The 14,773-nt window shown below is 41.2% G+C and carries 20 protein-coding genes and 1 pseudogene; 20 read left to right on the top strand and 1 reads right to left on the bottom strand.

Going from position 1 to position 14,773, the window contains the following annotated elements; genetic code table 11:
- The first annotated feature begins 9 nt into the window (after window positions 1-9).
- The gene (locus VV089_RS11020; protein ID WP_120409704.1) at window positions 10-912 is read left to right on the top strand and encodes a TlpA disulfide reductase family protein; all 903 of its coding nucleotides are present in this window, start codon (window positions 10-12) and stop codon (window positions 910-912) included.
- A 56-nt stretch (window positions 913-968) separates the two neighbouring features.
- Here VV089_RS11020 and VV089_RS11015 read toward each other — a convergent pair whose 3' ends face one another.
- On the bottom strand, window positions 969-1,205 hold the full coding sequence (locus VV089_RS11015) for a DUF6061 family protein (protein WP_074731292.1): 237 nt from the start codon (window positions 1,203-1,205) through the stop codon (window positions 969-971).
- Between the two features lie 449 nt (window positions 1,206-1,654).
- Between VV089_RS11015 and VV089_RS25250 the strand changes: the two genes are divergently transcribed.
- The 19 genes and pseudogenes from VV089_RS25250 (at window position 1,655) to VV089_RS10925 (ending at window position 13,931) form a co-directional block, all read left to right on the top strand.
- Window positions 1,655-1,843: a hypothetical protein gene (locus VV089_RS25250; protein ID WP_442891522.1), complete on the top strand. Its 189-nt coding sequence runs from the start codon at window positions 1,655-1,657 to the stop codon at window positions 1,841-1,843.
- Window positions 1,844-1,885: 42 nt separating this feature from the next.
- Entirely contained in the window at window positions 1,886-2,671 is a 786-nt protein-coding gene (locus VV089_RS11010; RefSeq protein ID WP_172543387.1) for a class I SAM-dependent methyltransferase, read from the top strand.
- A gap of 20 nt (window positions 2,672-2,691) precedes the next feature.
- Window positions 2,692-3,315, top strand: a complete 624-nt coding sequence (locus VV089_RS11005; protein WP_172543388.1) for a DUF3267 domain-containing protein — start codon at window positions 2,692-2,694, stop codon at window positions 3,313-3,315.
- A gap of 139 nt (window positions 3,316-3,454) precedes the next feature.
- Window positions 3,455-3,874, top strand: a complete 420-nt coding sequence (locus VV089_RS11000) for a pyridoxamine 5'-phosphate oxidase family protein (protein ID WP_004055990.1) — start codon at window positions 3,455-3,457, stop codon at window positions 3,872-3,874.
- Between the two features lie 114 nt (window positions 3,875-3,988).
- Window positions 3,989-4,480, top strand: coding sequence for a winged helix-turn-helix domain-containing protein (locus VV089_RS10995; RefSeq protein ID WP_334335903.1), 492 nt, complete (start codon window positions 3,989-3,991; stop codon window positions 4,478-4,480).
- A 155-nt stretch (window positions 4,481-4,635) separates the two neighbouring features.
- Entirely contained in the window at window positions 4,636-5,397 is a 762-nt protein-coding gene (locus VV089_RS10990) for a sigma-70 family RNA polymerase sigma factor (RefSeq protein ID WP_334335902.1), read from the top strand.
- 575 nt (window positions 5,398-5,972) lie between these two features.
- Window positions 5,973-6,188 (top strand): DUF6870 family protein, encoded by a 216-nt coding sequence (locus VV089_RS10985; protein WP_334335901.1) that lies wholly within the window; start codon window positions 5,973-5,975, stop codon window positions 6,186-6,188.
- 138 nt (window positions 6,189-6,326) lie between these two features.
- Window positions 6,327-7,901, top strand: a complete 1,575-nt coding sequence (locus VV089_RS10980) for a recombinase family protein (protein ID WP_334335900.1) — start codon at window positions 6,327-6,329, stop codon at window positions 7,899-7,901.
- Between the two features lie 74 nt (window positions 7,902-7,975).
- Window positions 7,976-8,653, top strand: coding sequence for a tyrosine-type recombinase/integrase (locus VV089_RS10975; RefSeq protein WP_172543393.1), 678 nt, complete (start codon window positions 7,976-7,978; stop codon window positions 8,651-8,653).
- Window positions 8,654-8,840: 187 nt separating this feature from the next.
- Entirely contained in the window at window positions 8,841-8,999 is a 159-nt protein-coding gene (locus tag VV089_RS10970; RefSeq protein WP_172543394.1) for a hypothetical protein, read from the top strand.
- Window positions 8,996-9,322, top strand: coding sequence for a type II toxin-antitoxin system RelE/ParE family toxin (locus VV089_RS10965; protein WP_334335899.1), 327 nt, complete (start codon window positions 8,996-8,998; stop codon window positions 9,320-9,322). Before VV089_RS10970 ends, VV089_RS10965 begins: the two co-directional genes overlap by 4 nt.
- Before the next feature lie 475 nt (window positions 9,323-9,797).
- Window positions 9,798-10,007: an antitoxin VbhA family protein gene (locus VV089_RS10960; RefSeq protein ID WP_334335898.1), complete on the top strand. Its 210-nt coding sequence runs from the start codon at window positions 9,798-9,800 to the stop codon at window positions 10,005-10,007.
- Between the two features lie 40 nt (window positions 10,008-10,047).
- On the top strand, window positions 10,048-10,509 hold the full coding sequence (locus VV089_RS10955) for a Fic family protein (protein ID WP_334335897.1): 462 nt from the start codon (window positions 10,048-10,050) through the stop codon (window positions 10,507-10,509).
- A 127-nt stretch (window positions 10,510-10,636) separates the two neighbouring features.
- Window positions 10,637-10,783: a hypothetical protein gene (locus tag VV089_RS10950; RefSeq protein ID WP_334335896.1), complete on the top strand. Its 147-nt coding sequence runs from the start codon at window positions 10,637-10,639 to the stop codon at window positions 10,781-10,783.
- 41 nt (window positions 10,784-10,824) lie between these two features.
- A pseudogene (locus VV089_RS10945) lies at window positions 10,825-11,073 on the top strand (transposase); the annotation flags it as partial.
- A gap of 365 nt (window positions 11,074-11,438) precedes the next feature.
- Complete coding sequence (locus tag VV089_RS10940) at window positions 11,439-11,717, top strand: BrnT family toxin (RefSeq protein WP_334336246.1); 279 nt, start codon at window positions 11,439-11,441, stop codon at window positions 11,715-11,717.
- Window positions 11,695-11,874 carry a hypothetical protein gene (locus tag VV089_RS10935; protein ID WP_120418853.1) on the top strand — a complete coding sequence of 60 codons (180 nt, stop codon included), beginning with the start codon at window positions 11,695-11,697 and terminating at the stop codon, window positions 11,872-11,874. The genes VV089_RS10940 and VV089_RS10935 overlap by 23 nt, the downstream gene beginning before the upstream one ends.
- A 358-nt stretch (window positions 11,875-12,232) precedes the next feature.
- Window positions 12,233-12,592 carry a BlaI/MecI/CopY family transcriptional regulator gene (locus tag VV089_RS10930; RefSeq protein ID WP_172540449.1) on the top strand — a complete coding sequence of 120 codons (360 nt, stop codon included), beginning with the start codon at window positions 12,233-12,235 and terminating at the stop codon, window positions 12,590-12,592.
- A 10-nt stretch (window positions 12,593-12,602) separates the two neighbouring features.
- A complete protein-coding gene (locus tag VV089_RS10925; protein ID WP_334335895.1) occupies window positions 12,603-13,931 on the top strand; it encodes a M56 family metallopeptidase in 1,329 nt (442 codons plus the stop codon).
- The last annotated feature ends 842 nt before the right edge of the window (window positions 13,932-14,773 follow it).

Genomic DNA, 14,773 nt, shown 5'->3' with positions numbered 1-14,773 from the left:
AAATTACTCATGAAAAACAAATTATCATTTATTTCTATTTTTACACTCTGCATAGCATTATCACTTACAGCATGTGGCGTAAAGCAAGCTTCCACAACAGATTCTAAGAACACTCAGACTGAAGCCGGCTCAGAAGCATCCGGCAAATCAGATTCCAGGCTTGATGATTTATATCAGCAGGAAAATCAGCTTTTTGCAGATCACGCTGATGTGTGGAACAAGGCATTTGGCATGATGAACAAAAGTGACGCCGATCCAAACGGAAATTATGCTGATTATCTTGCCGGTACCGTAGAATCAAACAAGAATTCATTCACAGACGATGAGCTTAAAACGCTTAATGAGGATATTGAAACCATACGAAAAATTGAGGAACAGATAGCAGAGCTTGAAAACAAAAATACATCATCAGACGATAACAAGAAGGACAGCTCTAAAGCCTCATCTGTATTCAGTGATTTTTCCGGTGAGGATTTTGATGGCAATAAGGTTGATGACAGCCTGTTTTCCGGTAATGCAGTAACAGTCGTCAATTTCTGGTTTACCGGCTGCAAACCATGTGTCGCTGAATTATCCAAGCTTAACGAATTAAATGATGCTATCAAATCAATGGGCGGAGAAGTTGTTGGCATCAACACTGAGACCTTCGATGGCAATAAAACAGCTATCAAAGAGGCTGCCTCTGTTCTTGAAAGCCAGGGTGTCAAATATCGTAATCTGTCAATTGACTCCTCTAGTGCTGCCGGTAAATATGCCTCAGAAATCATGGCCTTTCCAACAACTATACTTGTTGACAGAAATGGCAATATTGTAGGCGAACCAATGCTCGGCGGAATTGATAACAAGGACAACTATGATGCCCTTATGAAGCAGATTCAGTCTGTAATTGATGCAGACAGCACAAATAAATAGAGGTCTACATATAAAAAGCTCCTGTGCATTGCACAGAGAGCTTTTTTTGAACATTACTATAATGTCAAGGAATCTTCTGCATCTACCCACATCTGTAAATTCCCATCAAGATACAGTCTCGCATATTCTAGTGGTTCATCAATGGCAAGTGTGTTTAATGCACAATCTGATCCGGGTGTGGTTCTCAAATTCTTTTCTGCTTCCCAGCAGTCAATGCGAAGCATATAGTCTGCACTGGTATAAACATCAATGCTGTTTCGTCCGGGATTATATTCTGCAAATATTGTTCTCATCGTATCTTATCTCCTTATCGTTCAATCAATTATTTGCTACAAAAATCAGAAGCATTTCAATCAGTTCACCATGTCACTTTTATTTTGTGTTATACTGTTTTATATAATTTTTTTGCCCTTGTATTTTCCCTTATCAGAGTTCGTAAACACTGGTGGGACGATATAACACAAGGGAAACAATAAGGGAAAGCTCACCTGCGACAAATCCAGTGTTTTCAATGGTTTGCGGAGAATTTAATAACAAAATATAACAGTTATTAAATTTCTTAAAACAGGTGAAATCTCAATCGGGATTTACGGAGGTTAATGCTATGGGAAATATAGTTGGAGCGATTGTATTGGGTGTAATAGCAATTATATGTTTTGTATTTAGTTACTTGCAGTTTAATGAAAAAGGGTTCTTGTTTAACAATGCATATATTTATGCATCAAAGCAGTAGAGAAAAAACATGGATAAGAAACCACACTACAAACAATCGGGGATTGTCTTTCTTTTAATTGGAATTATATTTTTGATTAATACAATTAATATAATTTTACAAACGGTCTGGCTGGTTTATTTAGTAATAGGAGTTGTAATAGTTGCGATTGTATATGCGATTGTGTCATCGGTTATGATAGAGAAAAGAAAAAAGTAAAATTCCGGTTTGTCGGGCAAAAGAAATTTATGGAGGCATAGTATGAAGATAACTGATAGAGATATAGATAACGGAAAACCTTTTGATTGGGGGAAAACCTCTTTAGATTATGCAAAGTTCCGTGATATTTATCCAAAAGAATTTTATCAAAAAATTGTTGACCGCAAATTATGTATAGACGGACAATCTATCCTTGATGTTGGAACAGGGACAGGGGTTCTTCCCAGAAATATGTACCAGTATGGGGCGAAGTGGAGGGCTACCGATATTTCAGGAAATCAAATTGAACAAGCCAAAATCCTTTCAAAAGATATGGATATAGATTATTGCGTTGTGCCAACAGAAGATATAAGTTTTTCAGATAATTCTTTTGATGTAATCACAGCCTGTCAGTGTTTTTGGTATTTTAACCATGAAATTGTTATGCCTAAGTTTTATCGTATGCTTAAAAAAGAGGGAAAGATTCTTGTTTTATATATGGCATGGCTTCCATTTGAGGATAAAATTGCGGGAGCAAGTGAAAAACTTGTATTAAAATATAGTCCTAACTGGAGTGGTGCAGGAGAAACGATACATCAAATAGACATACCCGATTGCTATAAAGAAAACTTTGAACTTGTACATCACGAAGAATTTACTGTAAGAATACCATTCACCCATGAAAGCTGGAATGGAAGAATGAAAGCGTGTCGTGGAATTGGTGCTTCGCTTACCGAAAAAGAAATTTCTATGTGGGAACAAGAGCATAGAACACTCCTTGAACATATTGCGCCTAATGAATTTGATATTTTACATTATGGTGCTATTGCCGAACTAAAAAAGCGTTAAATTCAAATTAGGAATTATCTATGGCTGACGATAAAAGAAAATTAACAGAAAAAGAACTGAAACGTAAAGATTGCTTTGAAAAAATAAGCTCTGAAATGCAACAAAAAGGATATAAAATGAAGAATGTGGTTATCAATACACAAAAAGCAAAGTATTTTGCTCTTTTAGTCATGTTTCCGTTTATGGCTTTAACATTTTGGCTCTACAATAATGTGAATGGTTTTAATTTAGATGGTATTTCCTGGGGATATGCTGTGGCGTTGCCTCTGCTTATTCTATGCCTGATTATCGTGCATGAGCTAATACATGGAATTACTTGGGCGATTTTTGCAAAAAATCATTTTCATGCGATTGATTTCGGAATCGTTTGGAGTACTTTATCTCCATATTGCACTTGCTTCGAACCGTTGAAAAAGTGGCAATATCTGTTAGGAACTGCTATGCCTACATTGGTTTTAGGAGGTGGGGGTGCAGTGGTTGCGGTGATGACAAATCAGTTACTACTATTTTTTGCGGCAGAATACATGATTTTATCAGGTGGCGGAGATTTTCAACTTATACTGAGAAGTATATTAGCTGATAAGCGAGAAAGTTTGTATTGCGCCCATCCTTACGAATGTGCTTTTGTAGTTTTTGAGAAATAGGAACGAATACTATAATCGGTGTTTATAGGGGAGAACAAAACATTATCACAGAGCCAGACGCATAGACGCAGAGCCGATGAATAGGTGCGCAATCACAGTTTGGCATACTGAAAAATCACAGTTTAGGAGGAAATTTATTATGATGAGAAATCCAGAAGAAACTATCGGAAAAATTATTGATAAGGCAAGTACAAGTTTTATCGCCTATGTAGATGATAACGGTTATCCAATTACAAAGGCAATGCTAAAACCTAGAGAAAGAAACGGAATTAAGACAATTTGGTTTTCGACGAATACGTCTTCAAATAAAGTAAAGTATTTCAAGAAGAACAGCAAAGCAAGCGTTTATTTTATTGATAAACGCTTCTTCCGCGGTATTAGTCTGATTGGAACAATGGAAGTGCTGGAAACCGCAGAGGCAAAAGAGCGAATTTGGCAAGATGGCGATACTGCGTATTATAAAGAAGGAGTGACTGACCCTGACTATTGCGTATTAAAATTTACAGCGACTAAGGGAAGATATTATTGTAATTTCAAATCAGAGGATTTTGAGGTATAAATATTCCAGAGCTGATACGGAGAATTATGTATTTTGTTGAAGATTCAAAATAATGGTAAAAATCTTGAAATAAAGTTGATTTGAAAGAGGTGGTGACATGGGAAATTAGCCGTATTGGATATATCTGAATCCGGCAGACAAATTGGAGAAAAATTGTTTGCTTTGCTTGATACAGAGCAGCAGAAAGATTTATTGCAGTATATTCTTAATAGAGAAAATCTGAGTGATTTTCCCGATATTTTCCTATGTACTGTTTCTAAATGTCACGGTTTCCAGAATGGTTCAGTTCAACCATTATTGGAAATCCGGGAAGGTGATCTGTATTTTTGCCTGGAAGAAAGAACGGTGTGTGTCGGCAGTCAGGAGATAGAATTAACAGCTAAAGAATTCGATGCACTCCACTTACTGATTGTCAACAAGAAACGGGTATTGACCTTTGAGACCATAGCTTACCATGTTTGGGGCGAAGAATATATTGACGTTACACCGAAAACAATCCATAATCTGTTGAGCCGCCTTCGCCAGAAACTTCAAATTGCACCTAAAGCACCTGAATATGTTATCAGTGTGCGAGGCGTCGGTTATAAATTTGATGCTGGAATATGACAGATAAATTTAGGGCATTTTTAGGACATTACCGGGAAAGGCTGGCGATAAAAAGCGAATATGCCCCTGTATAATATCCCCCATGTAACAGGTTGGGGGATATATCAAAGGATAGTGACAAATCCATTTATACTCCCCCAGATATGGGGGCAGACATGAACATTAGAAAAGTCCTATATTTTCACAGGAAACGACAAAAAAATAGCCAAATATATTTTAGTGCCGCAGTTCAAAAAGCTGCGGCACTTTTTGTATCGACATATTTTTATTTTTTCTCCCAGCAATCAGCAAAATGTTCCATTAAGCGCGCGCCTGTAACAAAACGGGTACGCGCTCTTTTCTTATCTACAAAACAGACAAACTTTCCTGCTGCCTCTGTTGCAGGTGATAGTCCGGGGTGTCGCTCCCCACCCTCTGATTTCGATTTTGCCTATCAACTAAAAAAATCGAAATCGGAGGAATTACACATGAAAGAAATCAATCTGCGGGACTATTACCCGTTCTATACGAAAGATAATATTGTTGAAGTGCCGGACGAGGTGGCCGACCTGCTCCGGGAATATAAATTAAGCGAGGCAGCCCATTTCCTGCGTACATACCGGCATAAGGCATATTTTTCTCTGGACTATGACAAGAATGTTGAACGTGATGCCCTTGTGGTCGTGCTTGCGTCGGAAGATATTCTGATCCATGAGGAAGAACATGGGCGGCTGTACCGGGCCATTACCCTGTTGCCTGAAAAGCAGCGGAACCGGATATGCTCGCACTATCTGTTGGGAATGAGTCTTTCCGAAATTGCCAAAAGCGAACACTCGGCGGTAAGCTCCGTGCATGAAGGAATCCAGCGCGGGCTCCGACGCCTAAAAAAATTCTGGAAGAAATTTAATCCTGCCCCCGAAAATAACCCTCAAAAATGAAATGAATAATAGAGGGACATATTTATCCGGCGGGACAAGCCTGGCGGGTGTGGCCGTACAGCATATGCTCCGGCCCGCCCCAACTGAAAAACTGTCATAACTGCCACGCCCCTCGCTTGCTCCTTGACAACCGAATACACGCTGTTACAGGTACTTCATTCTGTGTTCCGAGCGGCAGATGGGGCGGCGCGGTGACAGGCGGCCTAAGGAGGTGATGAATCCAGGCTGTCCGAGCGGTAAACGCAACCCACGAAACCGGCTGTGGCAGGCCGGACGCGACAACGGCACAGATCATAATGGTACTTCCTCACGGCTCCCTAAAGACTTGGGGAGAGTTCCTGCGGCGTGCGCCTGCTCTGGCAAAGCGGCGGCGTATGCGGGGCTATGATGCGGCAACGCTATCCGCAGCCTGTAACAGCCCTGCCCTGTTCGTTCAGGGCCTGCCGGGGGGCGTGGCAAATACGGCAGCTGATCGAAATCAGATACAATGGGCCGGGTCTGTGAGTGTATGAGCGCAGGCCCGACTTATTCATGTGGTTTCGATAGCCAGAAATTTTCAGGAAGGAGTTGGTATTATGGAAAATACGGTTGTTGCCGGCAGAACCGGCGCACTGGTGGACAGCCGGGAGGTTGCCGTTGATAAGGAGCTTTCCCGTGAGGAACGGATCGCCGAATTTGTACGGCAGATCAAAGACCCTTACCGCTTCAAATGCGGGCGGTTCACCGTACAGGCCAGCTTTGCCGCAGGCGGCGCTACCCTGGAGGAATGTATCAAGGGAATCTTACGGTGAGCCGGATTATTTTAGGAAAAGGGCTGACTTTCCCACAGGGGCGTGGTACAATAAGAACTGGAAAAGGAATTGAATACGGCACAGCCACACTTCTTGGATTGCGGGGATTTTTCTGCGCAATGAAAGGAGTGTTTTTTTATGCAGGTTTACAAAGCCATTAAGTACATCCGTCTTTCTTATACCGATGATAAGACGGTGGAAAGCGACAGCGTCGCCAACCAGCGGCGGCTGATTGATGATTATATTGCCCGGCACCCGGAGATTGAAGTCGTGGCAGAAAAGATTGACGACGGTTACAGCGAGGTCCTCTTTCAAAGGCCGGCTTTCCGGAGAATGATGGATGACGCAAAGCGTGGAAAAATGAACTGTATTATTGTAAAGGATTTTTCAAGATTTGGAAGAGATTATTTAGAGACGGGAAATTATTTGGAACGGATTTTCCCGTTGCTTGGGATACGCTTCATTTCCGTAAATGATCAGTTTGACAGCGAGGACTGCATGGGAATGACAGGGGGAATGAGCATCGTACTGAAAAACATCATCAATTCCATGTACAGCCGGGATTTGTCAAAAAAGGTAAAGAGCGCAATGGAGACAAGAGCCGCCCGTGGTGAATACATGGGTGCGCTCATGCCTTACGGCTACTTAAAGAATCCGGAAAATGTCCACCAGCTGCTCCCCGATGAAGAAGCAGCGGAAATTGTGCGAATGATATTCACGATGGCGGCAAAGGGGAAGAAGAAACCGGAGATCGCACGGTTCCTTAACGGGCAGGGAACGCCTACCTGCATGGAACACTTCCAGGCGATGGGGCTGAAAAGAAAAAGCCACAGGGAAAAGGAGAAAAAGCTATGGACCATTACCACCATTGGCGATATGTTAAAGAATGAGGTTTATCTTGGAAGGACAATCTGGAATAAGACAAGGCAGGCGGCAGCCGGTTCAAGACGGCGGATAAAAAATGACAGGTCTGAATGGATCATTATAGAGGGGACACATGAGCCCCTTGTGACGCAGGAACTGTTTGATATGGCAAATGCAAATGCATTTACGCATAAAAAGAAAAATGTGCCGACAGGACGGAAAGCGCAGCCCATCCTTATCTGTCCGTACTGTAGGAGGCGGCTTACTCTGACCAGTTGGGGAAACGCTTACCGTTGCGGGCAGGCAGCAATTTCAGGCATTGCAGAATGCAAAACAATCCATGTGGATAAGGAACAATTAGAAAATACGGTATTATCCTGTACCCGAATTATGGCGAGCATGGTGGCGGCAGAGGCGTCCGGAAAGAAAAAGGAATGGTCGCAGACGGCAGCAATTGAAGAAAAAATAAAGATGCTGGGAGCGGAGGGAAAGAGGCTGTCCTCAAGAAAACTTAGGCTTTATGAGGATTACCGTTCCGGAAATATCACGAAAGAGCAGTATCTTAAAAAGTGTGAAAGTGCCGCCAGCCGGATCTTGGAAATAGAAAACAGCATACCAGAACTGAAAGACGAGGTAATACAGATCAAGGAACAGATGCAGCACATAGAAGAACGAGGGGCAGAGCTGGAAAGTCTGTTGTCGCTCGAAACGTTTGATAAAGACAAACTGGTTACTGTAATTGACAGTGTGCAGGTTTATAATGAGGAACGGATTGAAATAGTCTGGAAAATGGATGATGGCTTTTTCTCCAAAGTGTTGGGAGAGAAAGAAGTGGTTGCTCTGCAATAAAGCAATGTAGGGAATAATATGGGAAAGACATCATGGAGCTTGTTCTGTGGTGTCTTTTTTGTTGAGAGTGGGAAATGATATTTTTTTTTAGATTTTGCTTGACAAAAGCAGAGCTTGGAGGGTTGAAATGGTGTGATATTGATATGGATAAACAAGTAATTTTTATCAGACGTTCTTTGAGCTGTAGTTATTGCAACGGTGTAAAAAAGGAAATTCTTGTGACACCGAAAACCGTAAATTCTACAAGGCAGATACCATTTATAGGTGAGATGGAAGAAATACTGAAATCACAGAGGGAGAAACAGCTTTCATTGAAAAAAGAGTTAGGCGGCCGGTGGAGAGGAAAGGAAGAATTTGAGGATTTGGTCTTTACCACTGGAATGGGGAGCCCCTGCAGCAGATACATTGTAGAAAAGGAAATAAAGAAGATAATATTGCGGATACGTGAAAAAGAGGCTGTAGCGGCAGTTCAGGAAAACAGGGAACCGAAAGTGATTCGGGATTTTCATCCGCATACATTGAGATATACCTTTGCTACCAGATGCTTTGAGAATAAAATGGAGCCGAAGGTTGTGCAGGCAGTACTGGGGCATTCCAGTATCAGTATTACTCTTAATATCTATACGCATGTACTGGACAATAAGATAGAGGAGGAGATTAAGAAATTTGGAGTGGCAAAGACGCAGAGGATGGAGGCTTATTCTGGAGTGGATGTCAGGAAGGTGAGGATTACGGCGTTGAGCCATTGTTGATAGGATTTGTGGATAAAGCATTTTGGGAACGCTTGTAATCAAATTTGAGTATATGGGTAAAGAAAGTCAAGCAATTTTAAATTGTTTGTTGAAAAGCTTGCAAGGTTAAGGTATCATAAGGGTAAAAGAGGCAAGAGAAATATTTTACTCATTATAGAATATACTAGATTTAGAAAGGATGGTTTCTATGGCTGTTGTAGTAAGAGCTGATTATCAAGCAGCATTAAATGAACAGAAGAAAGAAGTCCGTGGCCTTGTGTTGGCAGGGTTAGAACAAATCAAGGAGGGAAAGACAAAAGACTTCCATACGGTGTGTGACAGATTGGAGAAGAAATACGCAAAATGAAACAGTACAAAATTGAAGTCACCGAACTGGCAGAGCAGGATTTGGAAAATACAGGTGATTATATTGCATATGAGCTTAAAAATCTGACTGCGGCTCAGAATACAGTAAAAGGTATTAGGGCACAGATTGATTCATTGTCTAACTTCCCTGAGAGGAATGAACTGGATGAAGATGAATTGCTTGCAAAGTTGGGTGTCCGCAAGGATTACTATCGTAATTATAAAATATATTATGTGATTGATGCAGACACCATATACATAGTAAGAATTCTTCATATGTTAGTTGACAGCAAGGCATGGTTATATCGCACCTTTGGTTTATAATTTTTGTTTGATATGTAGAGAGCGTATCCAAGCATTAATGATATAGAAAAGGTTTTTTTAATAGGATATTTATAAAAGTGTCGTATTAGTCTAAAATAGGGTTAGATATGTGCCACACATGTCAATTAAGAAATTTATAATAGTGAGGATGCAGGAGATAGATATTTATTCCGAGGTGGATGGTAGATTATAGCGTTGAGCCATCGTTAATGAAGTTTGGAGAGAAAATCTTTCTAAAGATTTTGGAAATTTATCTAAAAAGTATGGTAACAAAAGAACATATAGGGAATAATGGAGAGCTATATCTATTAATAGATATGGCTTTCCTTTTTAGTTGAAATGTAATCAAGAGATATATTTTATTGGATATAAGATATTAATGTGCAATTTAATATATTAAAAAATTTTCAAAAGAGAATTTTTATTCATAGTGTCAATATGCTATAAAAGTTGTAATGGATATTTTTTATAGCGTATGGTAGAATATAAAAAACAGAAATTGGGAGTTGATTTTATGCTAGTCAGTACAGATAAGAAATGGGATTATGCATTAGGTATGATTAAAGTAGACGGATTAGAGCCATCCCCAGAATTTAAAAAATTAATTGAAAAAGAAAGTCGTGGAGAAATGACCACAGAGGATATGCGTAAAGTTTTAGACAAAAAATATAAGATGAAAGAATAAGGACAATATTGTAAAAGATGCCACATTTGTCTTAGATAAAATGAACCAGTGCACTTGGGAAAAGGCATCTATTGATGAAGTGGCAGAAATATTTTCAAAATATTTAGCTGAACTTTGGAAAGTGCATCCGTATCGAGAAGGCAACACGCGCACGGTAATCACATTTTGTAGCCAGTTTATAGAGAGCAAAGGATTTTATATAGATAGCGATTTGTTCAAAGATCATGCGCAATATATGAGGACTGCTTTGGCTGCAGCAACCGCTTTGTTTTCAGATTTAGGAGATAAACGAAAACCGGAATATTTAGAGAAGATAGTTTTGGATGCTTTGGAAAGAGGACAGGAAATGAAACAAAGGGTTTCAGATGTTATAAAAGAAACTGGATTAAGAGTAACAGAAAGTCGAATCCGTAAGATTGTATATTGGAATCGTTTAGAGCGGCACGAGCATGGGGAACAAGATGTTAGATTATATTTATTACAAAATAGGGAATGTGAATAAATGGCTTATATAAAAAATCAAATATTACAGAATAATGCGCTTGAAGCATGGGCAATGGCAGTTAGATATTGTGATTATATTTTAGAGGGAAAGGTAAGAAACTCTGATCAGTAGCGCCCAGACAGATATGGCATATGTCAGCGATGATAATCTGGAAGCCTGTGGCGAAGGGATTACATTAATTGCACGGACAAATACGGCGTTGGCAGCGGCAGCAAACGGAAAACTGGAAGAAGGATTCTGTTACAATAAGGATGCCGGAAATGCCCGTTAAGAGAAAGCTGCCGTGTAGGGAGAGGGAAATCAAAGGAACGGAGTTACAGCATTACCCAGGCAAGCGAAAAGAACCTGGAAAGACTAAAATTTGAGGAGAGTGAATATTTCAGGGAACGGATGAAGATTCGTCATCGGATTGAAGAAAAGAATGGGGAATTAAAAGAAGCCCACGGATTACGCAGAGCGGATTCGAGAGGGCTGTTTGCCATGGAACTGCAAATGTATATCACAGCATTTGTGGCAAATGTCAAGAGAATCACGAGGCTGACGGAGCCGGTTATGCAGTAAGGGAACGCTTTTCCTTGCATGCTTTAGAGCAAACTTGTACACAGATGCTGTTTATATAGAGATAAGAAAACTCCCAACAAAAAAGTGGGAGTTTTTCAGTGCCCTCTAAAATACATAGTTCCAGGGTTGTTTGACCTGGACGCAGAAAAGGGAAAGTTCGCAAAACAGATGAATGCATAAGGCGAAGTTTGCCTGGTTATTTTGAATGAAGAAACCCTTGTGAATGGTGTGAGAATGCCATTTGCAGGGGGTTTTGCTATTTCCTATATTAAGACCTGAAAAGAGATTAGGGAAAATGCAATTGATGGATTGCTTATTTAATGGTATACTGTTAACGTAGAATAATCTAAGAGGAACGGCCAAAAATAAAATTTGAGTGGGACGAAGAAAAAAATATTATTAATAAGGAAAAACATAAAATTTCTTTTGAAACGGCAGCATATGTTTTTGATGATCCTCATTACATTGAAATGTTTGATTTTGAGCATAGTGTTGATGAGGATAGATATATTGCGATAGGGAAAGTCGGCGATGTACTGTTTGTAGTATTTACAGAACGAAAGGAGACGATTCGATTAATTTCAGCCAGACTTGCAACTAGTGCAGAAAAGGAGCTTTATTATGACCAGAACATTAATTATTGAAAGTGGACAAAAACCTACGGAAGAACAATTAAAAGAGGTTGAAGAGGCGAAAAAAAGCCCAATTAACTTTGATGAGGATTGTGGGGAGTTGTCGCCAGCCATGATGAAGGCGTTTAAGAGTGCGGTTGTGCAAAGAAATCGTAAGAAAAAAGCTTAGAAATTTTAAAAAGCAAAATGAATTTTCTGCCAAAAATATTTATAAGGGTGCTGCCATAACGGTAGGCGGCTATTTTTGTTGACTTGAATTCGGACTAGCCGTCTATCGACAGTACCTTTATGTAAATATATCTTAGCAGATTTATGCGGAATTCCTCATAGGCGGGGTAAAAGTCAGAGGTTTCTGTGATAGTATAGGGCATATCTGCTTGAATTAAATCTAAATTCATTTCAAATATTCCAATATATTCCATAATTATTTTAAAATTTAAGACCACAGTAGTATTGACGGAGGTTTAAGACTGTGGTAGTATGTATTTGTATCTACTACTACAGTCTTAAAAAGGAGGTGCTGTTAAATGGACATCAAGCTGTTTGATTCTGAACTGAAAGTGATGTCTGTCCTTTGGCGTAATGGAGATGTTCCGGCTAAGTATATCGCCAAGCTGCTTACCGGGGAATTGGGGTGGAATGTAAACACAACCTATACCCTGATCAAGCGTTGTATTAAAAAAGGAGCAATTGAACGCTCCGAACCGGGATTCATGTGCCATGCGCTTGTTCCGAAAGAGGAAGTCCAGGAGGCAGAGACAAATGAGCTGATTGACAAAATGTATGACGGCTCCGTAGATAAGCTGTTTGCCGCTTTGCTGGGGAGGAAAAAGTTGAGTGCCGCACAAATTGAAAAGCTGAAACAGATTGTCAATGATCTGGAGTGAGGTGATGTGGATGAGTCTGCTTCAGATGAGTTTTGCCGGGGGCATACTGATTTTAGCGGTCATCGCCATACGTGCTTTGGCAATCAATATATTATCCAAAAAGACTTTTAATGCACTTTGGGGGATATCGGTTGTGCGGCTGATGGTTCCCTTTTCTATCCCGTCTGCGTTTAGCGTGTATTCGCTGATGGGCAGCCATGCACCTGGAAATGGTTCACAGGCCATTCGTGAACTGCCGATTGGGGCATCAGGGCAGGCAGCGTCTATGCCGGGCAGCATCACAAATGCTGCGAATGCGGTTTCCGCATGGACGATTGTATGGGCTGCTGGCGTGTTGATCTGTGCGGTGTTTTTTAGTCTGGCATATTGGAAATGCCAGAAGGAGTTCCAGACATCCCTTCCGGTGAGGAATGACTTCACTGAAAACTGGTTAAGCGTCCATCAGCAGAGGCGCAGGATTTCCATCCGGCAGTCCGGCCGGTTTTCTGCACCGCTCACATATGGCGTACTTCACCCGGTGATTTTGATGCCTGCATCTACAAAGTGGGAAAATACAGATTTATTGGAATATGTTCTGGCCCACGAGTATGTGCATATCCGGCGTTTTGACAGTATTAGGAAATTAGTATTGATCGTGGTGCTGTGTGCACATTGGTTTAACCCACTGGTCTGGATTATGTACGTTCATGCCAACCGGGATATTGAACTGTCATGTGACGAGGCAGTTGTCCGCCTTTTCGGTGAAAGTACAAAAGCGGCCTATGCACGGGCATTGATCAGTATGGAGGAGACACGGAGCGGATTGACCCCTCTGTGTAACAATTTTAGCAAAAATGCGATTGAAGAAAGGATAACTGCAATTATGAAGATTAAGAAAACTACAGTTTTTTCACTTATCATGACCGGGTTTATTGTTGTGGGAACTGCAGCAGCATTTGCCACTTCTGCAAATGCACAGCCACAGCAGGCCGAATCTGTGGGGCCGGGCAGCGAGACAGAAATAGTGACCAAGCCGGATTCTATTCCGCTGGTTGATGACAGCTTTGGAATTTTTTTCAAGGATGGTGGAAAGGCTGTGGGTGCTGATGCAGAAGAGATAAAAACGGCTGTGCCGGTGCAGTCAGATGATATTTATGGCACACCAGCAGAAAAAACCAGTGCATTGGCAGATGACCTGTCTGGAAACAATATCATTTACTTTGACACAGAAGCAGAACGCGATGAGCACTTTCGGGCATTGGAGGCAAATGTGGAGGAAGGGTTGGAGCGTTATGCAGGATTTGAGGAAATGTATGCGAGAATAAATACTTCTGAGCCTGTGACGTATATTGTGAAGTAAAATTATCAAGATGGGGCAGCTTATCAATGAAGTAATCCTGCAAAAGTAACCGCCGCATATGGTAGGCCGCCATATGCGGCGGTCTGTCATGTGTGCCCAGTATGTGCGCAATCTAATCGCTGAAAGTCTGTAACACGCCCTGGTAGTGGGAAGTGTATAGCCAGGAGCAAGGGTGTACATCGTGAGGTGGAATGAAGAAAGCTGGAGGCAAAGATCTGGTCTGACGAACAGAAATCACATCAGGCTGCAGTTAGGGATAAGACTGCATGTCAAGCCGAAGTCCAATAACTACCTAGTAGTCCGTACCGGAAATCCTTGTGCATATTTCCAATACGGACTACTAGAACTAACTGTGGTAAATGTGGCAGATATATGGAGTGAAAGATTGTGTTCTTACCTGGGGAGGTCTCGTCTCGTCAGCGGATGGAACTACACAACACATAGGAAATCCGTAGTAACAACGAATGGCGAGAAGTCAGCAGAGATCATTATTACTGCCAATTACCAAGAGATAAAATGGAATGTTATTTTCATAGCCAAGAGGTTTCCTGTTACGAAAGCCCCTTGGCTTTTTCTGCACATTTTTAGCTTTTGCGGTTTAGATACCACTGCTTCCGGCGGTGTGCAGGCTGTTTTTGCAGGCCTTTCCCATGGGTATTCTGACAGGTGCGGCATCGGTATCCCCTATGGAGGCTATGCGCTGCACAGCGCAGGACGATAGGATTTGGATTGTTTCCACTGTTGGGATGACGCTGTTTACATTTGCGATTGGATACAATAGCAGAAGCAGCGGGCCATCCCTAACAAAGATGTACCAGTACGAAGAACCGGTAATAAATCCG

Source organism: Candidatus Merdisoma sp. JLR.KK011 (assembly GCF_036941125.1).
GTDB lineage: Bacteria > Bacillota > Clostridia > Lachnospirales > Lachnospiraceae > Laedolimicola.
The sequence above is the reverse complement of the archived record's forward strand: the minus strand, read 5'-3'. Positions and strand labels throughout refer to the sequence as shown.